The following is a 22,284-nucleotide window of genomic DNA, read 5'->3' on the forward strand; positions in this document are numbered from 1 at the left end:
GGTCGGCGGGCTTGGATTTCACGTCCGCCTGAGTTCAACGGCTGACATACGCTCGAAATCAGCATTGCCTCCTGTCTCAAACTCGCACAACAGCCGACGTCGCCGGGCCTTCAATGGTCAAGCTTGCGCGACCAATGGCGCATCTGACAGCTCCCATAATTGTTATAAAGTAACGTATAGGCAATTACGCCTATAGGGAGGCTCTTATGACGAAGAACAACCATCCGTTCTCGCTGACGCCCCAGATCGTTTCAAACACGCCCTCTGATGCCGTCGGCCGGGTGATCCTCGGCGACGACAGCGACAACTTTCTGCTCGGAGGAGACGGCGACGATACGCTTGACGGCGGCATCGGACCCGATGTTCTCGCGGGTGGACGGGGCAACGACACCTACCTCTGGCGGCCTTCAAGCTTCTACCAGTACGTCTCCGACGAGGGCGGCGATAACGACACTGTGCGGATTGACGCGCTTGTGTCCGACATGAGCTTTCTCAGAGGCGGGGACGGCTCGAATTTGCACATCTACTATCACGGTGGCCCGGGCATCGACATCTGCAACTACTTCAGCGTCTCACCGACCGGTGGCCACATTGAGAACCTGGTTTTCGCGGATGGCACGGTCTGGCATCGGGCGGACGTGCTGGCGGCCCTTGGGGAAAACGGCGACCCGACTCCTCCACCAACGCCGACACCGCCGCCGACCGAGAACCACGCTCCAACCGGACTCTGGCTGGACATGTTCGGTGCGCCGCTGCTGATCAACCCGCACGACGACAGCCCGGTCGGTATGCTGCGTGCGACCGATCCTGACGGCGATGCGCTCACCTACGCGCTGCTGCCCGACTCCGATAACCGGTTCGTCATGGAGGACGGCAAGGTTCGCGTGGCGCACGGAGCCGTGTTCGAAGAAGGCGAGTCGGTCGTCCTGCTTCACGCCAGAGTCAGCGACGGCCATGGCGGCAGCGAGGAGAAAACGTTCCACATCACGGTTCACAACGACCTGCCTGATCCGATCCCTCAGCCCCCGCCGCACCCCGAAAACCATGCACCGACGGATCTCGTCCTGAAGGATCTGGGTCAGCCGGTGCTGCAAAATCCACATGACGGCAGCCTCGTCGGATTTCTCACTGCGTATGATCCGGACGGCGATGCACTCACCTACGCGCTTCTGGACGATGCGCAGGGCCGCTTCGTCGTCAGGGGAAATCAGGTGGTCGTCGCAGACGGCGCCACCTTCGCGCAGGGCGAGTCCTCCTACGCGATCAAGGCGACCGTCAGCGACGGCCATGGCGGACATGAGGACAAGACGTTCGACATCGTCGTTCACAACGACCTCCCGTCGCCGATCCCGCCGACGCCGGTCCCGCCAACCGGAAACCACGCCCCGATCGATCTCATGCTGGACATGCTCGGCGCCCCGCAGGTGATCAACCCGCATGACGGCAGCCTCGTCGGTTTGCTTCATGCTGCCGATCAGGACGGCGATGCGCTCGCCTACGCGCTTCTGCCCGACTCGGACAACCGGTTCGTCATCGAGAATGGTGAGGTGCGGGTCGCCCAGGGGGCAGTGTTCGCGGCCGGACAATCGGTCATCACCCTCCATGCCGGCGTCAGTGACGGTCATGGCGGCAGCCAGGAGAACACGTTCCACATCGTCGTTCGCAACGACCAGCCTGACCCGATCCCGCAGCCGCCGCCGGTCCCGCCGACCGGAAACCACGCGCCCACGGACCTGATCCTCGACACCCTCGGCATGCCCGTGGTCGATCATCCGCACGAGGGAAGCGTCGTCGGCGTGCTTCGCGCGAGCGATCCCGACGGCGATGCTCTCACCTACGAACTCCTGGACAATGCGGATGGTCACTTCGTCCTCGAGGGGAATGAGGTGCGGGCAACAGGAATGGCCTTCTCGCCTGGCGTGAACTCCTTCTCGATCAAAGCCGCTGTCAGAGATGTGCATGACGGGCATGTCGAAAAGGATTTCACGGTCGTCGTGAACGGCGGTGACGCGCCTCCGCCCAATCTCCCCCCGACGGAGATCGTGCTTCACGGAAACGAGGTGACGGAGAACGCCAGTGACGAAAGCGTTGTGGGCTTCTTCACCGGTACTGACCCCGACGACAGCCTGGTGGCCTACAACCTCATCGACGATGCGGGCGGGCGATTTCGCATGCATAACAACGAGCTGATCGTCAACGACGGCGCGCTGCTCGACTATGAGAAGGCGACATCCCACACCATCACGGTGCGCATGAATGACATGCGTGGCGGGCACCTCGACAAGTCCTTCCTCATCTCGGTGAAGGACATACCAAATGACGAGTCGGCGCCACAACCGGGCGGCAACCACGTGCCGTATCATCTCAGGTTCGACGGTCAGCCGATGATCGTCGGGGCCAAGACCGGCATGGTGCTGGGCACCTTGCAGGCCATGGACGAGGACAATGACGCTCTGACCTACACCCTCGTCGACGACTCGGACGGCCGGTTTGAAATCAAGGGCGACAAGCTGATCGTCGCCAATGGTGATGCCTTCGGAGGCAACGTGCCGCCCGACGTGCATGTCAAAGTGAACGTTTCGGACGGGCACGGTGGGCACTTCCAGCAGGTGCTCTACTTCATGGTCGTGCCAAACGGGCCGGACGATTCGTCGTCTGTTGCGGCGACTTCCGCCACCGACCACACGCAGGTCGGTGGCGCCACCAACGACAGGCTTCTCGGCAGCGCCGGCAACGACCGGCTGGCGGGGGGATTGGGACGCGACGTGCTGACCGGGAGTTCCGGACAGGACACCTTCGTGTTCGACACCAAGCTCGGCAAAGACAATGTCGATGTCATCACCGACTTTGTCGTTTCCGACGACACGATTGGTCTGTCGAAGTCGATCTTTTCGACACTGAAGCTGGGAGTGCTCGGCAAGGATGCGTTCCATATCGGGGCAAAGGCGCATGATGCCTCCGATCGGGTCATCTACAACGAGAAGAACGGCAAGCTTCTCTTTGACATCGACGGAACCGGCGGGAAGGCCGCGGTGCAGATCGCGCAACTGAGCAAAGGTCTCGACAAGCTCAGCTATCACGACTTCCTGATCTTCTGATCGGGGCTGGCCACGGCCCGACACCTGAGAGCCTTCGGGCTCTCTTTTTTTAGGCGGAGCCGCGGCCGACCCGCGGTTCCGAGGTGGCGACAGCCCAATCAGCGCAGCAAAAAGGCGGCCCCGGGGCCGCCTTTTTCGTGGTGGCGTGAACCGTCGGGCTACTCGATGGGCAAAGCCACGAAGCGCACCTCGCCCTGGGGATTGGCCACCAGCAGCAAGGCTGACTTGCGGCCCTGGCTCTTCAGACTGTCAAGGCGCTTGGTCACGTCGGCCGGGGATGTCACCGCCTCCTGGCTGATTTCGACAATGACTTCGCCGGCCTGTATCCGTTTGTCGGCAGCCGGTGAATTGGGATCAACGCGGGTCACAACTACGCCCTTGAGGTCGTCCTTGAGGCTGAAACGACGGCGAAGCTCCTCATTGATCCCGGAGAGGTTGAGGCCCAGGGCCTGCTTCGTCACGCTGGGCGGCTCGGTGGCAGGCGGCGTCAGGGATGCCTGCTTCTCGCCGTCCTCCAGCCGTCCGAGCGTGACCTGCTTGGTCGATTCCTGGCCCTTGCGCACGATGCGCACATCGACCGCCTTGCCGACCGGGCTCGATGCGACGATGCGCGGAAGATCGCGCGATTCCTTGACCGCCTTACCGTCGAAGCTGACGATGACGTCACCGACCTCAAGGCCTGCGGGCTTTGCCGGGCCCTTGTCGTCAATGCCGGCGATCAGCGCGCCGCGGGCCGAACCCAGCGCCAGCGCCTCGGCCGTTGCGTCATCTACGTTCTGGATGCGCACGCCGAGCCAACCCCGGCGGGTTTCACCGAATTCGCGCAGCTGGTCGATGATCGGCAACGCAGTCGAGGCCGGAACCGCAAAACCGATGCCGACGGAGCCGCCGGTGGGCGACAGGATGGCGGTGTTGATGCCGATGACTTCGCCATTCATGTTGAACAGCGGACCGCCGGAATTGCCCTTGTTGATGGCAGCGTCCGTCTGGATGTAGTTGTCGTAAGGGCCGGATTCGATGTTGCGGCCGCGGGCCGACACGATGCCGGCCGTGACAGAGCCGCCGAGCCCGAACGGGTTGCCGATGGCCATCACCCAATCGCCCGGCCGCATCACGTCGGAATTGCCGAACTTGACGGCCTTGAGCGGCTTGTCGCTCTTCACCTTCAGGACCGCGAGGTCGACCTTGGAATCCTTGCCGATGATCTCGGCCTTCAGGCGTGTGCCATCGGGGAAAATAACGCTGATGTCGTTGGCGTCGCCAATCACGTGATTGTTGGTGACGACAATGCCGGAGGCGTCGATGACGAAACCGGAACCGAGGGAATTCGACCGGCGCTGGCGCTGTGGTGCCGTCTCACCGCTCCCGCCGCCATTGCCGTTGCCTTGGCCGCGACGGTTGAAGAATTCCTCGAACAGATCCTCGAAGGGCGTGCCGGGGGGCAGCTGGGGCAGCGTGCGCCCTCGCGCCTCAACGGTGGTCGATGCCGAAATATTGACCACGGCGCCGGTCACCTCGTCGGCGAGATCGGCGAAGGATTCCGGCGCCGAGCGGGCCTGCGCCGCCATCGGCACAGAGGTGGAAAGGAGAGTCACGACCGCCAGGCAGGAGGCGGCCAGCCGCAGGGGCGAGCGGCGCGATGCCGATCGGGAGAGCCTTGGCGCAGTCACGGTGTGGTTCATCGACGATCCTCTCTTGGGAGAACGGTTCTTGGGAGAACGGTAAAACGCGGTTGCTCGATCTGTCTCGTCATTCAAGCGCCGATTGCGGCGGAAGCGGGGCTAAACCCTAGCCGAAGTGTCGGATCGCCCACACGATTGCGACACCCACCAGGGCCGAGACGATTCCCACGATCCGCATGCGATCGCTCGGGCTGTGCGCAGCCTCATACATCGCGCGCCGCATTCCGTCCGGAAACGCGGCAAACAAGATGCCCTCGACCGCGAGAGCGAGGCCGAGGGCTGAGATCAGGTCCAGCATGGACGCTTATTGAGCCGGCGCAGACTGAGCCGGAGGCGTCGGAGTGGACGCTCCGTTCCTGCCGCCCAAGGGATCATTGAAGTACCGGAAGAACTCCGAATTCGGGCTCATCACCAACCGCGTATCCCCGGATTTCAGGCCGGTCTCGTAGGCCTGCATGGATCGGAAGAAGGAGAAGAAGTCCGGATCCGCCCCGAACGCCTCGGCCAGAATGCGGTTCTTGTCCGCATCGCCCTGGCCGCGAAGTTCTTCGGCCTGCCGGTTGGCTTCAGCACGGATGACAACCGACTCGCGCTCGGCGCGAGCGCGGATCGTCTGCGCACGTTGAGAACCGTTCGCCCGCAGATCCGCGGCCTCCCGCTCACGCTCGGTGCGCATGCGCTGATACACGGCCTGGCTGTTGGCGGCCGGGAGATCGACGCGGGTGAGCCTCACATCGACCATCTCGATGCCCAGGCTTGCCGCCTGCGTGTTCACGTCCCACTGGATCCTGTTCATCAGGGCAGCGCGATCGGTGCGCACGATGGCGTCGCGCGAGGCGCTCGCGAGCACGTTACGCATGGCGGAGTTCGTGAAGCTCGTCAGACGCTGGTTGGCCAGCGCGATGCTGCCGACAGCCTGGTAGAACCGCAGCGGATCGACGATCCGATAGCGGGTGAACGCATCGACTTCCAGGTTCTGCCGGTCGGCGGAAAGGAGAGTCTGAACGGGCAGATCCAAGTCGAGAACGCGCCTGTCGAAATACGTCACGTTGTCGATCAGGGGCAGCTTGAAATGCAGCCCCGGATCGCGGATTTCGGCCTGGACGGCGCCAAAGCGCAGCACAAGCGCGTATTGCGTCTGCTGCACGAAGAAGATCGCGCTGTAGAGCACGATGACGGCGACCCCGAGGAAGACGAGGAGGCCAGTGCGGAGAGCGGAGTTGTTCATCGCGCGGCTCCCGGCTGCGTTGCCGTCGTCCCGATCTGCGGACGGCGCGGCATCTCATTCAAGGGAAGATACGGGACCACATTCTGTGTGTTCTGGTCGATGATGATCTTGTCCACCCCGCCATAGACCCGCTCCATCGTCTCAAGGAACATCCGCTCGCGGCTGATTGCCGGAGCCTTGCGATATTCCTCGTAGACCGTGCGGAAACGGCCAGCTTGACCGGAGGCATCGGCGACCGACTGCTCGCGATAGCCTTCAGCCTGCTGCACAGTCCGCGCAGCCTCGCCCCGGGCTTCCGGGACGATGCGGCTGGCGAAGGTTTCAGCCTCGTTCTGCACGCGCACCGCATCCTGCTGCGCCGCATTGACGTCGAAGAACGCCTGGCGAACATCAGCCGGCGGCGCAACCGCCTGCAACTGCACGACGTTGATCAGCACGCCCGCACCGTAAGTATCGAGCGTCTCCTGCATGATCTGGCGGACTTCCTGCGCGACGCTTGCCTGCTCGGTCGTCAGCACCGCCTGAATGTTGCGTCGTCCAATCACTTCACGCATGGCGCTTTCAGCCACCGCCTTGATGGTGCCCTCGGGGTTCTGCAGGTTGAAGACGAAATCCTGGGCGCGGGCGGCGTTGACCTGCCAGACCGCATCAAAATCGATGTCGACGATATTCTCGTCGGCCGTGAGCATGAGGCTCTCTTCGATGACGTCGCGGGACCGCTGCTGGGCATTGGCCGACGAACGGTAGCCAACCTCGATGCGCTGCTGCTCGGTGACGTTCGGCTTGATCACGCGGCCGATCGGGTAAGGCAGGTTGTAGCGCAGGCCCTCCCCGGTCGTGCCCGTGTATTTGCCGAAGATCATGTTGATGCCGACCTCGTTCGGACGGACGGTATAGAACCCGGTCAGAAGCCAGATGACGATGGCGCCGAGGAAGAGCGCGATCAGACCCTTGCCGCCCATGGAGCCGCCCGGAATGATATTTTTCAGACGGTCCTGGCTGCGGCGCAGGATATCTTCGAGATCCGGGGGGGCTCCGTTGCCCGGGTTGCCGCCAGAACCCCAAGGGCTCTTGCCGCCTCCGCCTGATCCGCCGCGTTGCCCCCACGGGCCGCCGCCGCCGCTTTGGTTACTCCAAGGCATAGGTCGCTTTTCCTCACTCTGAAAAGACCGGCCATCGTCAAGCCGATAGGATAGAGGCGGTTGTCGGGGTTCTTTCTCCCGCCTGTCAAGGCTGCGAGTTGGGGATTGCGGCGGCTTTCGTCAACCGTGGCCGGGGTCAGGACCGTCTTTCGAGGTCAATAAAGCTGAACGAATGTTCGTCATCGGGCCCTTTCGGGTGATCCTTTCGCGCAACTTCCCGGAAAACGGAGCGATCGAAAGCGGGAAAAACCGCATCGCCTTCCGGCTCCGCATCGACCCGTGTGAGGAATATTTTCTGGGACTGATCAAGCGCCAGCGCGTAAATCTCAGCGCCGCCGACAACTGCAATGTCGGTAGCGGCCATTGATTCGGCCAGCGCCCCTGCTTTTTCCACCGCCTGCTCCCAGCTATGGGCCACATGAATGCCCGGCGCCGAAAACCCCGGATCGCGGGTGAGCACCACCGTCTCGCGACCCGGGAGCGGCTTGCCGATTGACTGAAAAGTCTTGCGCCCCATGATCATCGGCTTGCCCCAGGTGAGGTCGCGAAACCGCCGCAGATCGGTCTTGAGCCGCCACAGCAGGCGGTTGTCGTCACCGATGACAGCGTTCTGGGCGGCCGCGACGACAATGATGAGAGGATGGGTCATGAAAGTGGACGGGCCTTTTCGAACAGGCGGGGACGAGGTTTGGGTCGCGCGCGATCACTCGGCCGCCAGCCGCGCGAGTGCGTCCCCCGTTACCCGCTGAACCGTCCATTCGTCCATCGGCAAAGCGCCGATCGACCGATAGAACCGCAAGGCTGGCTCATTCCAGTCGAGCACCCACCATTCGAGCCGCGCGAGCCCTTCGGCGACGCAGCGCCGGGCGAGATGCTGCAACAGGGACTTGCCGATCCCCTTGGAGCGAAATTCCGGCCGCACGAACAGGTCCTCGAGATAAAGCCCATGGCGACCGCGAAACGTCGAGAAATTGTAGAACCAGAGGGCAAATCCGGCCGGTTCGCCGTCCCATTCGGCCATATCGGCAAAGACGCGGGGATGCGGGCCAAACAAAGCAGCCGCCAAATCCTCTTCGGTCGCACGCACCTCGTGGGCAAGCTTCTCATAGGCCGCCAGCGCCTGGATAAACGCCAGGATGGTCGGCGCATCGGAGAGTTGGGCTGGACGCAGAATCAGGCTCATCGGCGGGCGCCGCAGCCATGGTGACGGACAATCAGCATCAGGGCTCGTTTTCCTCGTTGTCGACGCGCCGTCTGCAGCCCCAGGCAGCCAAAACGGCATTGAGGTCATCGAGCACGAAAAATCTCGCGCTGTCGACGTCATAGCCTTCGTCCAGAAGGCTCTCGTAGTCGGTCAGCCGATGGCGGATGAACGCCACCAGCGACAACCAAGCCGCTGCCTCGACAGATGCTGTCCGAAGACCCCGGCTCAGAAGCGCGTGGTCGGTCACTGCTTCGAATTCGTGACGGGTAATCCGGGGTGCGAGAATGCGCACCGCGCTCTCGACGGCTTCCCGTCGATTCATGGTTCGCGCCTTCAACCCGAGACTGGCCATGCCCCACCCGCGATGCCTGACCGCAGCAGGGTGGAACAATCCAGACCCGGTGCCAAGGCTTGCTCGAAACCGTCCACCCCAATTTACCAATGAGCGCCGCGCTGCTCGTCAACGCAACGATATCCTGATGCGTTCGATCGCGCTATGGTCTTTTGAAACGCTATTTCAGGACCGCCGATGTCTCTCACCCGCCGCCGCGTTCTCACGTCCCTTGCCACCTCCGCTTGTGCGGCGGCGTGCCTCAGCGGCTGGCGAAAAGCCAGCCTCAGAATGGGCGATCTCGACGAAACGCGCTCAGCCTATCGACGCTATGTGAGCGCGTGGGGGCGCATGAGCATAGGGGAATCCGTCGATCACCGCGAGGTCCGCGCGCTTCTCGAGCATCCCTCCACCTTTGACGAACGGCTCGCCCGCTTCCCGGAAAGCCCGTTCGGGGTCTTCACCAGTTGCACGCCGCATCGCGATGTCTTTCACGATTTCCTCGATTGGGGTTTGCGGTGGCTCACCGCCCCTGACAGCGCAGACCCGGCCCTCCCGCCGATGGCGCAGCGGGGACAGGCCTTCGCGTGGCAATGGTCCTTCTGGGGACGAGCCGCGATCGAGCTCTATGAGGGCACTCAGGACCGACGCTTTCTCGATCTTCTGGTAGGAGCGGCGCAAAACGTCATGGATGCGCGCGCCGACCGCCACGGCATCGTGGATGGAAACCAAAAGCGGATCGTCAAATCCTGGGATTCCGTCATCACGTTCGGCGGCCCCTCCATGAGCGGCTCGGACATCACCGTGACCGGGCTGATCGCCCTGCCGATTCTCTGTCTGGCGAACCGGCTCGCGGCCGAGGGAGAGGAGCACGACGACATCATCCGCATGGCACAGGATCTCGCGCCGTCATTCGACGAATTCGAGGGTTATTATGTCGACCTCCCCGAGCACGATGCCGGCTATTACCGCTACGCTTTCCTCCCGCAGATCGTCGAGCCGATCAATCACATGACCGCGTTCGCGGCAGGTCTCGTGGAATTGTACCAGTTTGGCGGCGATTCCCGGCATCTTGAGCGCGCCCGCAAGCTGCTCAACTTCTACCGGAAAGCGACGGTGGTTGATCGCAACGGAGCGATCTCATCCCCCTATGAGCAGGATCCGGCCTTCCGGAAGACGCCGAAATCCGAGTATTTCTGGAAGATGACGGTGACGGCGGAACTGCCGCTGGCGCTCGCCCGGTACGGCCTTCTGATCACCGAGGCCGAAATGATCGGGATCGCCCGGACCTATGCGGACGTGGTGATGAACGATCCCGCGGGTCTCAACGCCCTGACGCGAAGCACCGAGACGCCGCGCCTCATCGATTTCCGCGCGCCGCTTTCGCAGGAGAGCCCGGAATGGAAAAGCTACGTGCCCATGGTCGCGGCCGGCCTGTTCTTCGTGGACCGGGACCGCCGCATCGGCGACAAGCTGCTGGCCGCGATGGTGCATTTTCCGCACTGGTTTCCCAATGGGTTCTTCAGCGGCGGCGGCGTGGGGTTGCTGGCCCGCGCAGTCTCCTTGCGCCGGGGCATGCACCTTTGACGATGCAGCAGAAGGCTCAATCCGCGTAGCGGATCGTCACGCAATCGGCCGCGCGGCGCGCGGTGTCGCGGGCCGCATCCGTGTTCTGGGACAGGGCGAGCGCAACGCCCATCCGGCGGTAGGGACGCGTCGTCGGCTTTCCGAAGATGCGCAGGTCCACCTCTTCGTCGCCGTTCCCCTGATTCAACGCCTCGCCGAGACCCGCAAAGGTGAACGCACGCGAGTCGCGGTCGGCCAGGATGACGGCAGACGCCGACGGCCCATGCAGGCGAATGGCGGGGATCGGCAGGCCCAGAATGGCCCGCGCGTGAAGGTCGAACTCGGACAGGTTCTGCGAGATCAGGGTGACCATTCCGGTATCGTGGGGACGGGGCGAGAGTTCGGAGAAGATCACCGCGTCGTTTGCAACGAAAAACTCCACACCGAACAGGCCGAAGCCACCGAGGTTATCGACGACTTTTTCGGCCATGCGCTGGGCTTCGGCCAGGGCTGCGGCCGACATGGCGACGGGCTGCCACGATTCCTGATAATCGCCCCGATCCTGGCGGTGACCGATCGGTTCGCAGAATTTCACCCCCTCGCGTGTGCGAACGGTCAGCAGCGTGATCTCGTAATCGAAGGGGATGAACTCCTCGACGATCACCTTGCGACGGTCGCCGCGCATATTGGCCACCGCGTAATTCCACGCCTCCTCGAGATCGCTCTCCACGCGCACCGTGCTCTGGCCCTTGCCCGAGGACGACATCACTGGCTTGATTACACAAGGGAGGCCCGTGTGACGCGCGGCTGCGGCGACCTCTGCGAAGCTTTCGGCATAGCGGTATTTCGACGTGCGCAGGCCCAGATCGCTCGCCGCCACCTCGCGGATGCGATCACGGTTCATGGTCATGAAGGTTGCGCGCGCCGACGGCACGACGGCAAACCCGCGCTCCTCGCATTCCTGCAGCACCTCCGTGCGGATCGCCTCGACCTCCGGGACGATGTAATCCGGCCGATGCTTCTCGACGACGGCGCGCATCGCATCGGGATCGAGCATGGAAAACACTTCCGCTTCGTCTGAGACCTGCATCGCCGGCGCTCCGGCATAGCTGTCGCAGGCGACCACATAGCAGCCATAGCGCTTGGCCGAAATGGCCAATTCCTTGCCAAGTTCGCCTGATCCGAGAAGGAGAATTTTCGCGGTGAAGACCATGGTATTGCCTCTCGGGGTGCCGATGGAACGCGCGTTCGCAGACGCAACCGCCAGCATGCGCCCCGCCTGCTGTCGCGTCAGCCCCGATCAGACGGCGACCTTGCCTTTGATGAACTGGTGAGACTGATAGTTCTGAATCTCGAAATCCTCAAACCGGTAGTCGTCGATCGACGGCGGCCGGCGATTGAGATGCAGGCGCGGGAGGGGAAACGGCTCGCGCGTCAACTGGAGCTGCACCTGCTCGAGATGATTGGCGTAGATGTGCGTGTCTCCGCCCGTCCAGATGAAATCCCCCACCTCCAGCCCGCATTGATCCGCTACCATGTGCACGAGAAGGGCATAGCTTGCGATGTTGAACGGGACGCCGAGAAACACATCGGCGGAACGCTGATAGAGCTGGCAGGAGAGCTTGCCATCGGCAACGTAGAACTGGAACAGGCAGTGACAGGGCGCGAGCGCCATCGTGTCCATCTCACCGGGGTTCCAGGCCGAGACAACCAGCCGGCGCGAATCGGGATTGCGTTTGATCTCTTCGATCACCCACCGGATCTGGTCGACCGTTCCACCATCGGCCTTCGGCCACGAGCGCCATTGCCGCCCGTAGATGGGGCCGAGATCGCCGTTCGCATCCGCCCATTCGTCCCAGATCGTCACGCCGTGATCCTGCAGGTAACGGACGTTGGTGTCCCCTTTCAGAAACCACAGCAGTTCGTAGATGATGGAGCGCAGGTGCAGCTTCTTGGTGGTGACGAGCGGAAAGCCGCGACCCAGGTCGAACCGCATCTGATGGCCGAAAATGGACAGGGTGCCGGTCCCGGTTCGGTCGTCCTTGTGGACGCCCTGATCGAGAATACGGCGCAACAGATCGTGATAGGCTTTCATGAACGGCTCCTCGGCGGATTATAGGCCGGGTTCCGGGGCGGTTCCGAGGCATCAATTGGCTCGCCGGCGCTTTTTCCCCCGCTCTTTCAAAGTGGCGCGTCGGTTCCTATAATGATACTTCCGAACGTGATCCCTGTCAGACCGGCATGCGGTCGGACACTTCCATCGGAACCGGGGGAACCTGGAACTGTTTTGTCAATCTTTGCCAAGGGCTGCTGCATGGCCAATAAAGACCTCATCCGGTACGATCTCCTGGTGCAGGACGCCCTTCGGGGGGTGGTGCGCCGCGTGCTGATCGATGCCGGCAAGGATGGCCTTCCCGGCGAGCACCATTTCTACATTTCCTTCAAGACAGATTTCCCAGGCGTCCGGATCTCGAACCGACTGCGCGAGAAATATCCTCAGGAAATGACGATCGTGATGCAGCACCAGTTCTGGGACCTGATCATCACCGACCATACCTTCGAAGTGGGCTTGTCGTTCTCGGGCGTTCCCGAGCGACTTCTCATCCCCTTCGAGGCCCTCACTGGATTTTTCGATCCCTCCGTTCAATTCGGACTGAAATTCGATTCGCAGGAAGGCGACGAGGATGCCGAGACGGCGCCTGTCGCGCCCGTCTCAGGTTCGGACCCCGTCGCCCTCAAGCCTGCGGCGAAATCGTCCCCCGAAGACAAACCTGTTTCTCACCAAAAGCCGGCAAAGGACGACGCCGAGCCCGCTGCCGCCGCGACCACAGGCGACGAGCCCGATGGCACGCCAGGAGCGCAGGTCGTCAGCCTCGACGCATTCCGCAAAAAGAACTGAGGCGAGTCCGACCACGATGCGCCTTCCTCCGACCCTGGTTCGTCAGTGCCGGCCGCTCTCCTTGGCTGCGGCTGGGAGATCCGGCGACCGGAGGCACCATTGACGCGTTTGCGCCCAGACGTTGTCGTGGATTTCGGCACGCTCTTCGATGTGAGCCCGAACCCCTACATCCTGCTGTCGCCCGAGATGGCGATTCTCGGGATGAACGCCGCCTATCTTCAGGTCACGATGCGTCTGCGCGAGGAGATCCTCGGCCGCAATATCTTCGAGGCGTTTCCCGGCACCCCGGACGAGCTTGGCCGCGCGAACGTGGCGCAGTTGCGGGACTCGCTGCAGCGCGTTGTCCGGGAGCGGACGACGGATCATATCCCCCTCATCCACTACGATATCCCGCGTCCGGACGGCACATTCGATGAGCGGTATTGGAGCGCCACCCACACCCCCATCTTGGCTGGGGACGGATCTGTCGCCTACATTCTCCAGCACACGGTGGACGTCACCGAACTGCACCACCTCCGTCAGGCATCGCGGCTCTCCGAGGGCGCGACCGGCCCGTCGGCTGTCATCGAGGGCGGGATCCTCAATCGGGCGCGCGCGGTTCAGCAACAGAACGAGGTTCTCAACGAAGAGCGGCAGCACTTGCGCCGGCTCTTCGAGCAGGCCCCCGGCTTCACCGCCGTGCTGCGCGGTCCGAGCCACATCTTCGAAATGGCGAACGCTGCTTATATCCAGGTGATCGGGCAGCGCGACATCATCGGCAAGACGGTGGCGGAGGCGCTCCCGGAGGTCTCGTCGCAGGGGTTCATCGAACTGCTCGATCAGGTTTATGCGAGCGGGCAGCCGTTCGTGGGCCGCGGCCTCAGCATCCGGTTACGGCAAAATCCCTCCGAGGCGCCCTCTGAGCGCTTTCTCGATTTCGTCTATCAGCCGATCCATGACGCTGCGGGAAAGACGGTCGGCATCTTCGTTCTCGGCAACGACATCACCGAACAGAAACGCGCCGAAGACGAGTTGCGGGATTATCGCGAACACCTGGAAAGGCTGGTTCATGAGCGGACGCAGGCCCTGGAGGAGAGCGAAACCCATCGGCGACAGGCGCAGAAGATGGAGGCGATCGGGCAGTTGACCGGAGGCGTTGCGCACGATTTCAACAACCTCCTGGCGATCGTCATCGGCAATGTGGAACTCGCCAAGAAGCGGGTTGTGGATCCGCGTGTCGACCGCCTCCTCGAGAATGCCATGCTGGCCGGTGAGCGCGGCGCGAAGCTGACCCGACAGCTCCTGGCTTTTGCGCGGCAGCAGGCGCTGTCGCTCGAGCCGACCGACATCGTCCAGTCGGTTCACGGCATGCAGGACCTGCTGCTGCGGACCATCGGACCAAGCATTGAGATTTCCACCGAGCTGGCGCCTGATCTCTGGCCGGTGATCACCGACCGCAATCAGCTCGAGGTTGCCCTCCTCAACCTTGCGATCAACGCGCGGGACGCCATGCCGTCCGGCGGCAAGCTGGTGATCGCTGCCGAGAACGCGCAACCGGCCGATCTGCCGGGCGATCTTGCGGCGGGCGACTACGTCCGAATTTCGGTGCGCGACGACGGAACGGGCATCCCTGAAGAGCTCCGCACGAAAGTCTTCGAGCCGTTCTTCACCACGAAAGATCTCGGCAAGGGAACGGGCCTCGGCCTCAGCCAGATCTACGGCTTCGTCAAACAGCAGGGCGGCTCGCTTCGGCTGAAAAGCGCCATGGGCCTGGGAACCGAAGTCGCGCTGTATCTCCCGCGCACGGGTCTTGAGCCGCTCAGCGAGTCCGCAAAGCTTTCCGTCGAACGCGTCGATGGACAGGGCGCGCATGTGCTGGTCATCGACGACGATACCGGCGTGCGCAGCTTTATCACCGAAAGCCTACGCGAATGCGGTTACCAGGTGAGCGAGGCAAAGCACGGTGTCGATGGACTGAATATGCTGGCGCAAGACCCGGATATCGAGCTTGTTGTGGTGGATTTCGCCATGCCGTCCCTCGACGGTCTCGGTTTCATCGACGCCGCACGGGAGGCCTATCCCGACCTCCCCATCGTCCTGATGACCGGCTATGCGGAAGCGGAGCGCCTGAACGAGACCCGGCTGAAGGTCGTTCCCACGATCCTCAAGCCGTTCAGCATTGACACGCTTCTGACCGCCATGTCGAACGCGGTCGCGGCTCAGGAAAGCTGACGCGCAGCTGCGCACGATCCCTCTGTCACACGCCTTTTCCTCTCGCCTTCAGCATCATCGGCATGCCATGGCGGGGCCGGAGTGTGATCCGGTGCAAAGGATCGACGTCATGGCCGGGGGCGAGGTCCAGCCGCACGGAGCGAACAATGCTGGCAAGCACGATGATCGCCTCCTGCAACGCAAAGGTCGCGCCGATACAAACGCGCGGGCCGGCTCCAAACGGCAGATAGGCGAACCGGTCGATCTCCTCGCGTTGAGGGGACAGAAAACGCTCCGGACGAAACGCGGACGGATCGCGCCACAGGGTTTCGTGGCGATGCAACACATAAGGGGCGATAGTCACCACCGTTCCGGCCGGAATGGCAAAGCCGCCAGCGTCGTCATCGGCGATCGCGGCGCGGCTCAGAAACGGCGCGGGCGGATAGAGCCGCATGGCCTCCTCGATGACCGCGCGGGTATAAACCAGGCGTTCGATCTGGTCGGCCACGATCGGCCCCGGGGACAGAACGCGGTCGATCTCAGCCTCGATGAGAGTGCGGACGCGCTCATCCTGTGAAATCAAGTAGAGCGACCATGACAGCGCGTTGGCGGTGGTTTCGTGCCCTGCACCGATGAAGGTGACGATATTGGCGTTCACGTCGAGGTCGCTCAGCCCCTTGCCGGTCTCGGGATCGGCCGCTTCCAGCAGAAGCGTGAGAAGATCGCGGGGGGCGGGCTGTCCCTGTGCCAGCAGCGTCTTTCGGGCGGCAATGAGATCCCGCACCATCTCCTCGAAAAACCGGATGGCCGGACGCGCGCGAAGCCGTCCGATCCGGGGGATCCACGCGGGCAGGCCGAAGATGTCGACAGGGTCGATGCGCCCGAGACCTTCGAAATAGCGGGTGATCGCGCGACCGAGCGCATCCGGATTGCGCGAAATTCCACTCGTGAAAATCGTCCGTTCGAGAACATCCAGCGTGACCCTCGTCATGTCCAGGGAGACATCGACGATCCGGCCGTCCGGGCGGCGGCGCCAGCGTCTGACGAGACGATCGGCGGCCTCGTTCATGGCGGGGTGGAACCCGGCCACGTTGCGCGGGGTGAAAAGCGGCGCCATGGTCCTGCGCTGGAGCCGCCATTCCTCGCCGTCGGCTGTCAGCAGCCCGCGCCCCAAACCGGGAGCGAGCACCCGCATCTGGAGGTCGTCCTTCCGATAGTTGCCCGCATTGTCGACCAAAACATGGCGGATGATCGCGGGATCGTTGGCCACCATGATGCGGCCCAGCACCCCGTCGCCTACGATGACCTTCTCGCGAAAATGGCGCTCGGTCCAGGTGGTGAGCGGATTGCGCCGAAGCGCCAGCAGGAGGCCGATGAGGCCGGGAGAGTCCTGGCGCGGCGTCGGCACAGGCGGGTGGAAGGCCGGCAGATCCGTTAAGGTGTCCATCAGATTTTGCGGGCCCCGTCTGTGTGTTCAGCCTTGCGAGCGGTCAAACTTGAGATAAGAACACCCAACGTTATCGAAAGAGGTCACGATGTCGCCGTCCACCCGCACTGAAACCGATACCTTTGGCCCGATCGAAGTCCCCGCCGATCGGCTCTGGGGCGCGCAGACGCAGCGCTCCATTCAGAATTTCCGCATCGGCGGCGATCGGATGCCGACGGCCTTGGTCCATGCCCTGGCCATCGTCAAACAGGCGGCGGCCCTCGTGAACAAGGATCTGGGCAAGCTCGAGCCCCGGCTGGCCGACGCGATCGTTACCGCCGCAGCAGATGTGGTGCAGGGCAAGTTCGACGATGAATTCCCTCTCGTCGTCTGGCAGACCGGTTCCGGCACACAGTCGAACATGAACATGAACGAGGTCCTGTCCAATCTCGCCAATGAACGCCTTGGCGACAAGCGCGGCAGCAAGAAGCCCGTCCATCCCAACGACCACGTTAATCAGGGCCAGTCCTCGAACGACGTGTTCCCCTCGGCGATGCATATCGCGGCTGCCCGGGAGATCGAGAACCGTCTGCTGCCGGCGCTCCGGCATCTCCACCGGGCGCTCGACGAGAAGGCCAGGGCCTTCAAGGACGTGGTCAAGATCGGCCGCACCCATCTGCAGGACGCCACCCCGGTGACCCTGGGTCAGGAATTTTCCGGTTACGCGATGCAGATCGAACTGGCGATCGGCCGCCTTCAGCTGACCCTGCCTGGGCTTTATGCCTTGGCCCAAGGCGGGACGGCCGTCGGCACGGGTCTGAACGCGCATCCGGAATTCGCCGCACGTTTCGCCCAGAAGGTCACCGAGCTGACCGGGCTTCCCTTCACGTCCGCCCCGAACAAGTTCGAAGCGCTGGCGTCCAACGACGCGCTCGTGTTCACCCATGGGGCGCTGTCGAGCCTCGCCACAGGCATGTTCAAGATTGCCAACGATATCCGCCTCATGGGCTCCGGCCCGCGCTCCGGCATCGGCGAAATCTCCCTGCCGGAGAACGAGCCCGGCTCGTCGATCATGCCCGGCAAGGTCAACCCGACGCAGGCGGAGGCCATCACCATGCTGTGCGCCCAGGTGGCGGGCAACCAGACGACCGTGACCTTCGCGGGCAGTCAGGGGCATTTTGAATTGAACGTGTTCAAGCCGGTGATTATCACGGCCGCGCTGCAATCCATCCGCCTGCTGGCCGATGGCGCGGTGAGCTTCACCGATCATTGCGTGGTCGGCATCAAGCCCAATCTTGATCGGATCGCCGACCTCATGCAGCGCTCGCTGATGCTGGTCACCGCGCTTGCCCCGAAGATCGGCTACGACCAGGCGGCCGCCATCGCCAAATCGGCCCACAAGAACGGCACGACCCTGAAGGAAGAGGCGCTGAAATCCGGCAGCGTGACGGCGGAGGAGTTCGACGCCATCGTTCGGCCGGAAGATATGCTGGCACCGCAATGAAGGCCCATGGCTGACATCGTCAACCTGCGCACGGTGCGCAAACGGAAGGCGCGGGCCGAGAAAGAGGACCGCGCCGCCCAAAACCGCGTGGCCTTCGGTTTGTCGAAAGCCGAACGCGCCCTCGCCAGCACCGAGCGGTCCCTCGCCGAAAGGCGCCTCGACACCCACAAGCGTGACGGCGACAGCGATTGAGATGGCGGGCGGCATCATCAAGCGGTCCGTCGCCATCGCCGGCCATCGCACCAGCATCACCCTGGAAGAACCGTTCTGGGACGTCCTGCGCAGCCTCGCCACGCGCGACGGCGTCTCCGTTCAGAGCCTGATCGGACGGATCGACGCCGAGCGCGGTGACCAGAACCTGTCTTCGGCTATCCGCGTCTTCGTCCTGAACAGCCTCCGGTCGGATCTCAACCGCCTGGACGCACCTGGATTGCCGGCGGAGGAGTGAGTTCGATCGGCGGCGTCATGGGCGGCATCACGAAGGGGCTGATCGCCTGCGGCTCGGCCGTGAGTGGAGGCGATGAGACCGGCGGAGCGTTCTTCTGCTCGGCCTGGATCCGCTCCGCCTCCCGGCGCGCCTGCTCGGCCTCTTCCCTGATCCGCGCCTGGCGGGCGAGTTCGTCGGCTGCGGCCTTTGCCTTCTGCCGCTCGGCCTCCTGCCGCGCCTCCATCTGACGCTGACGCTCCGCGGCCTGCCGCTCGAAGGCTTCGATCTTTTCCAGCTCGCGTTTCAGAACGATGGCCGCAAGCCCATTGCGAAACGGACCCACGTCGATATCCCTGAATGGAATGCCGTCCACGCTCCGCCAGCCAAGCCCGATGGATGGCGCAGCGCCGGTCCATTCCGGCGGCGAGGTCACGGCCGTCAAAGCGCCTCTTGCGTCCAGCATCAGGGATCGCAGGTCGAAGGTCACCGTGCCGCGCCAGGTGGCAGGCCCGCCTTCGACCACAAAGGGCGACAACCTGATGCCGCCGCCGATCAGGGCCGCCGACGTCGTGACCGCGGAGGCCGCAAGCGGCGCGCGGTTCAACTCGGCCCCGATGACCGCCTCGGCGCGCCCCGCAACCAGAGGCTCAGCCTCAGAGAGCAGAAGCTTGGCCGCCCTGTCGAGAGCGGCCGGATCCGTCTGCGGCACGCGAAGGCCCGCAACGGTCCAGTCGCCCGAACCGCCCAGGTTGGACACGAGGCCCGACAGGGTCTCACCGGAACTGCCGAATTTCAGCCCGCCGGAAAGCCGCGCCTCGAACGGCGCCGATGTCAGGGCCGAGAGGGGTACATCGCGCAGGGCGCCCTCGCCCACGATCGAGGCGAGCGACCCTTGCCGGGTGATGGAGGCGGAGCCGGTCAGCTTGCCGGTTCCGAGAACCGTATCGAGTTCGCGAATGCCGATCCCGTCAGGCGTCGCCTCAAGGATGAAGCTGGCGCGGGTCCCGCGCAGATTCCGACCGAGATCGAGAGCGGCCGTTCGGATGGTGACCCGCCCGCCGCGAAGAAGAAGTGGATTCTGGCCGAACCGGGCGCTCGACCACACCGCCGTCGCATCGGGGACGCCCGGGGCATTCAGCGCCAGCGCCGTCACGAGCCATGGCAGGGACAGCCGGTCGAGGGAGATCTCGCCGCCGATTTCCGACCGCGAGCGGACCGCCAGCCTTGCCTGAACCTTGCTGTCTGCCACCTGTCCGCGGATTTCCAGGAGGCTCGCATCCCGTTCGCGACCCAGGCTGACCTGCGCATTGACGGGCACCGGCGGCGTCACCCCGGCCGCTCCGTCGCCCAGCAGAAGCAGGAACGGCGTGATGTCGGGGGTCGCGATCTCGGCGGCCCCGCTATCGACCACGTCATCATCGGCACTCAGGGTGAAGGGTCGCCCTGTCGTGACCTTGACCCCTCCCACATCGCCCGCAACCGTCACGTTGAACTGGCCCGATCCGACGCGGATGCCGCGCAGGTTGATCTTTGACGGGCGCTTGAGAGAGGGCACGTCGGAGCGTTGAACCCAGCGCCCGGTATTGTCCGTCGCGAGCGTGACATCGAGGTTCTCGGTGCGCCCATCGAGGGAGTCAACCTGGCCCTCGAAAGCGCCGCCTGCCGCAGTGCCCCGTGCTGTCGTGCGCAACCGCATCTCGGCGGAGCCAGCCGGCCGCGCGACGCGCTCGGTCACCACATCGAGACTGAGACCTCCTTCGCGCAGAAACGGCGGCACGAGTTTCGACAACCCGCCGATCCAGACGCTGCCCATGAGGTCGACGAGGGGGGCTGCGCGCTCCGCCGTCACGGTCCCGGCGATGCGGCCCGACCCGTCCGGCGCGATCCTTCCGCTGACCTTGGCATTGGCGCCCGCCAGATTGACGATGTCGAGGGATTCCACGAGCAGGGCGGGCCCATCCGACAGGATCCGTGCGCCGATCCGGCCATTGCCCGGACGATTGCCGGCCGTGACGCCGCGCGCGTCGAGAATGAACCCGACATCCATATTCTGGGTCGCCTCGAACACGCTCGACACCCGCGGGAGCTGATCCAGATTGAGATTCTGAATGGCCACCTGGGCCTCAAGTTTGGCGCGCTCGTTGGCCTCGGCGGCGGTATAGCGGACATTGCCGGTCAGCACCGCATCGCCCGTTTTCACGCGGAGCCGGTTGAAGGAGACGACCGGACTGATATAGGCCAGATCCGAGGACGCCTCGAAGGGCCTGCCATCAAGCACCCGCAAGAAGGGCGAGCGCAGGTTCAGCCGCTCGAGATAGCGCGCAAACCGGTCGGATGACTTCGATTGCAGGGCGATCTTGCCTTCGGTCCCGCCGCGTGATCCGAGGCCGGCCTTGCCCTCCATCGCCACCCGGGTCTCGCCCGGGGCCGTGAATTCGAAAAGATTGATGCGGGCCTGGCCGCGGTCGAGCGACAGGCGGGCGATTGCGTTGGACAGGTCGTCCTGGCCGAGCCCGATGCTGTCGATCTTGAGGTCGAGATCGACCGGCACCACGAATTTCGGCACCGACCATTCCTTGAACCGGCTCTTGAAGTCCTGCCCGTTGCCCGAGAGGATAAAGCTATCGGCATCAAGACGGCGACCTTCGAGCTTCAGGGCAATGCGGGGCTCGGCGATCTGAACACTGCCCTGCCCCTGCATGCGCAGGCTTGCTCCGCCCTCCCCGGCTTCGAGGGAGACCGGATCGAGCACGATGGCGCCGTTGCTGGCCTTGAATTCCGCATCGAGCGTGATCGGAATGGGGATGCCGGCCGCAGCCACCTGCGCCGGTGGCCCGAACAGAAACTTCGCCTTGCCGGCGATATTCAGGGCACCGTCATCGCCCCCTGTGAGCGAGACGCGCGCATCGATATCGAAGCGCGGATGACTGTCGCCGCCGCCGGCGAGTTTTACCTGGATACTCTTGTCGGGCGCGAGTTCGCCGGTCAGCAGTCGGAACGGCACGCTGCCCGTGCTGCCCTCGACGCGCCATGGCCCGATGAGCTTCTGGCCCTCGATGAAGACGTTCTCTGCATAAATCTGATCGGTCCGGCCGGTGCTCGGCATCTGCGTTGTGACCAGAAGCTGGGCGACCTTCAGGCTCTCGATCGCCCATTCCCGGCCCCGCGCATTGCCCGTCAACAGCTCCGGGGGCAGACGCCACCCGCCATCGGGCGAGACCGACACGTTGATATCCGCGCGCCCGACGCGGGTTTCGAGGAATCTGACCTCACCGCGCAGCAGCGGCGTCAGCGCCAACTCGGCCCAGACGAGATCGGCCGCGAGCGTGGGGGATTCAGGGGTTTTTCCTCCCAATCGCAGACGATCGAGCCGAATGCGCGGGGTCGGCAGAAGCCTGATGCCGATATGACCTTCGGTCCGCGCCTCCGTGCCCGACGCGCGCGAAATCAACCGATCGACGGAGTCGCGGTGATCCTGCCAGTCGATCAGCGGCGGCGCAGCCACCGCGATCGCCAGGATCACGATCACCACAGAGGCGATAATTGTCAGGATGTCGCGCAAGAGGCGGCCTTTTCTCCGTTGCGGT

The 22,284-nt window shown here is 63.8% G+C and carries 18 protein-coding genes; 7 read left to right on the top strand and 11 right to left on the bottom strand.

Annotated features, from left to right (window positions below; all coding sequences use genetic code 11):
• Window positions 1-206 precede the first annotated feature (206 nt).
• Window positions 207-3,098 carry a calcium-binding protein gene (locus tag J4G32_RS04540; protein WP_210484900.1) on the top strand — a complete coding sequence of 964 codons (2,892 nt, stop codon included), beginning with the start codon at window positions 207-209 and terminating at the stop codon, window positions 3,096-3,098.
• Between the two features lie 158 nt (window positions 3,099-3,256).
• On the opposite strand, the gene J4G32_RS04545 is transcribed toward J4G32_RS04540, so the two are convergent.
• The 7 genes from J4G32_RS04545 to J4G32_RS04575 form a co-directional block, all read right to left on the bottom strand.
• Window positions 3,257-4,780, bottom strand: a complete 1,524-nt coding sequence (locus J4G32_RS04545; RefSeq protein WP_210484902.1) for a DegQ family serine endoprotease — start codon at window positions 4,778-4,780, stop codon at window positions 3,257-3,259.
• Between the two features lie 106 nt (window positions 4,781-4,886).
• Complete coding sequence (locus tag J4G32_RS04550) at window positions 4,887-5,078, bottom strand: DUF2065 domain-containing protein (protein WP_210484904.1); 192 nt, start codon at window positions 5,076-5,078, stop codon at window positions 4,887-4,889.
• Between the two features lie 6 nt (window positions 5,079-5,084).
• Window positions 5,085-6,008 (bottom strand): protease modulator HflC, encoded by a 924-nt coding sequence (gene hflC, locus J4G32_RS04555; protein WP_210484905.1) that lies wholly within the window; start codon window positions 6,006-6,008, stop codon window positions 5,085-5,087.
• Window positions 6,005-7,150 carry an FtsH protease activity modulator HflK gene (gene hflK, locus J4G32_RS04560; protein ID WP_210484907.1) on the bottom strand — a complete coding sequence of 382 codons (1,146 nt, stop codon included), beginning with the start codon at window positions 7,148-7,150 and terminating at the stop codon, window positions 6,005-6,007. Before hflK ends, hflC begins: the two co-directional genes overlap by 4 nt.
• 136 nt (window positions 7,151-7,286) lie before the next feature.
• Complete coding sequence (locus tag J4G32_RS04565) at window positions 7,287-7,799, bottom strand: dihydrofolate reductase (RefSeq protein WP_210484909.1); 513 nt, start codon at window positions 7,797-7,799, stop codon at window positions 7,287-7,289.
• 54 nt (window positions 7,800-7,853) lie between these two features.
• Window positions 7,854-8,333 carry a GNAT family N-acetyltransferase gene (locus J4G32_RS04570; protein ID WP_210484911.1) on the bottom strand — a complete coding sequence of 160 codons (480 nt, stop codon included), beginning with the start codon at window positions 8,331-8,333 and terminating at the stop codon, window positions 7,854-7,856.
• Between the two features lie 37 nt (window positions 8,334-8,370).
• Entirely contained in the window at window positions 8,371-8,676 is a 306-nt protein-coding gene (locus tag J4G32_RS04575) for a DUF2293 domain-containing protein (RefSeq protein WP_210484913.1), read from the bottom strand.
• Window positions 8,677-8,883: 207 nt separating this feature from the next.
• On the opposite strand from J4G32_RS04575, the gene J4G32_RS04580 reads away from it, so the two are divergent.
• Complete coding sequence (locus J4G32_RS04580) at window positions 8,884-10,272, top strand: hypothetical protein (protein WP_210484915.1); 1,389 nt, start codon at window positions 8,884-8,886, stop codon at window positions 10,270-10,272.
• A 16-nt stretch (window positions 10,273-10,288) separates the two neighbouring features.
• On the opposite strand, the gene purT is transcribed toward J4G32_RS04580, so the two are convergent.
• Together purT and J4G32_RS04590 are read right to left on the bottom strand one after the other, a co-directional pair.
• Window positions 10,289-11,464 (bottom strand): formate-dependent phosphoribosylglycinamide formyltransferase, encoded by a 1,176-nt coding sequence (gene purT, locus J4G32_RS04585; RefSeq protein ID WP_210484917.1) that lies wholly within the window; start codon window positions 11,462-11,464, stop codon window positions 10,289-10,291.
• Window positions 11,465-11,551: 87 nt separating this feature from the next.
• The gene (locus J4G32_RS04590; RefSeq protein ID WP_210484919.1) at window positions 11,552-12,346 is read right to left on the bottom strand and encodes a thymidylate synthase; all 795 of its coding nucleotides are present in this window, start codon (window positions 12,344-12,346) and stop codon (window positions 11,552-11,554) included.
• Between the two features lie 219 nt (window positions 12,347-12,565).
• Between J4G32_RS04590 and J4G32_RS04595 the strand changes: the two genes are divergently transcribed.
• Together J4G32_RS04595 and J4G32_RS04600 are read left to right on the top strand one after the other, a co-directional pair.
• Window positions 12,566-13,150 carry an SspB family protein gene (locus tag J4G32_RS04595; protein WP_210484921.1) on the top strand — a complete coding sequence of 195 codons (585 nt, stop codon included), beginning with the start codon at window positions 12,566-12,568 and terminating at the stop codon, window positions 13,148-13,150.
• Window positions 13,151-13,249: 99 nt separating this feature from the next.
• Entirely contained in the window at window positions 13,250-15,361 is a 2,112-nt protein-coding gene (locus J4G32_RS04600; RefSeq protein ID WP_210484923.1) for a hybrid sensor histidine kinase/response regulator, read from the top strand.
• A gap of 25 nt (window positions 15,362-15,386) precedes the next feature.
• Here the strand turns inward: J4G32_RS04600 and J4G32_RS04605 are convergent, their stop codons facing one another.
• Window positions 15,387-16,787, bottom strand: a complete 1,401-nt coding sequence (locus tag J4G32_RS04605; protein WP_210484925.1) for a cytochrome P450 — start codon at window positions 16,785-16,787, stop codon at window positions 15,387-15,389.
• 88 nt (window positions 16,788-16,875) lie between these two features.
• Here J4G32_RS04605 and fumC point away from each other — a divergent pair, with 88 nt between their 5' ends.
• Genes fumC through J4G32_RS04620 form a run of 3 tightly spaced genes read left to right on the top strand, consistent with a single transcriptional unit; the run spans window position 16,876 to window position 18,718 of the window.
• Window positions 16,876-18,270: a class II fumarate hydratase gene (fumC, locus tag J4G32_RS04610; RefSeq protein ID WP_210484926.1), complete on the top strand. Its 1,395-nt coding sequence runs from the start codon at window positions 16,876-16,878 to the stop codon at window positions 18,268-18,270.
• 6 nt (window positions 18,271-18,276) lie between these two features.
• The gene (locus J4G32_RS04615) at window positions 18,277-18,462 is read left to right on the top strand and encodes a DUF4169 family protein (protein WP_210484928.1); all 186 of its coding nucleotides are present in this window, start codon (window positions 18,277-18,279) and stop codon (window positions 18,460-18,462) included.
• Window position 18,463: 1 nt separating this feature from the next.
• Window positions 18,464-18,718 (top strand): ribbon-helix-helix domain-containing protein, encoded by a 255-nt coding sequence (locus J4G32_RS04620; RefSeq protein WP_210485504.1) that lies wholly within the window; start codon window positions 18,464-18,466, stop codon window positions 18,716-18,718.
• Here J4G32_RS04620 and J4G32_RS04625 read toward each other — a convergent pair.
• On the bottom strand, window positions 18,678-22,259 hold the full coding sequence (locus J4G32_RS04625; RefSeq protein ID WP_210484930.1) for an AsmA family protein: 3,582 nt from the start codon (window positions 22,257-22,259) through the stop codon (window positions 18,678-18,680). The two genes, J4G32_RS04620 and J4G32_RS04625, sit on opposite strands and share 41 nt — an antisense overlap.
• Between the last annotated feature and the right edge of the window lie 25 nt (window positions 22,260-22,284).

It is taken from the genome of Microvirga antarctica (assembly GCF_017921815.1).
GTDB classification, from domain to species: Bacteria; Pseudomonadota; Alphaproteobacteria; order Rhizobiales; family Beijerinckiaceae; genus Microvirga; species Microvirga antarctica.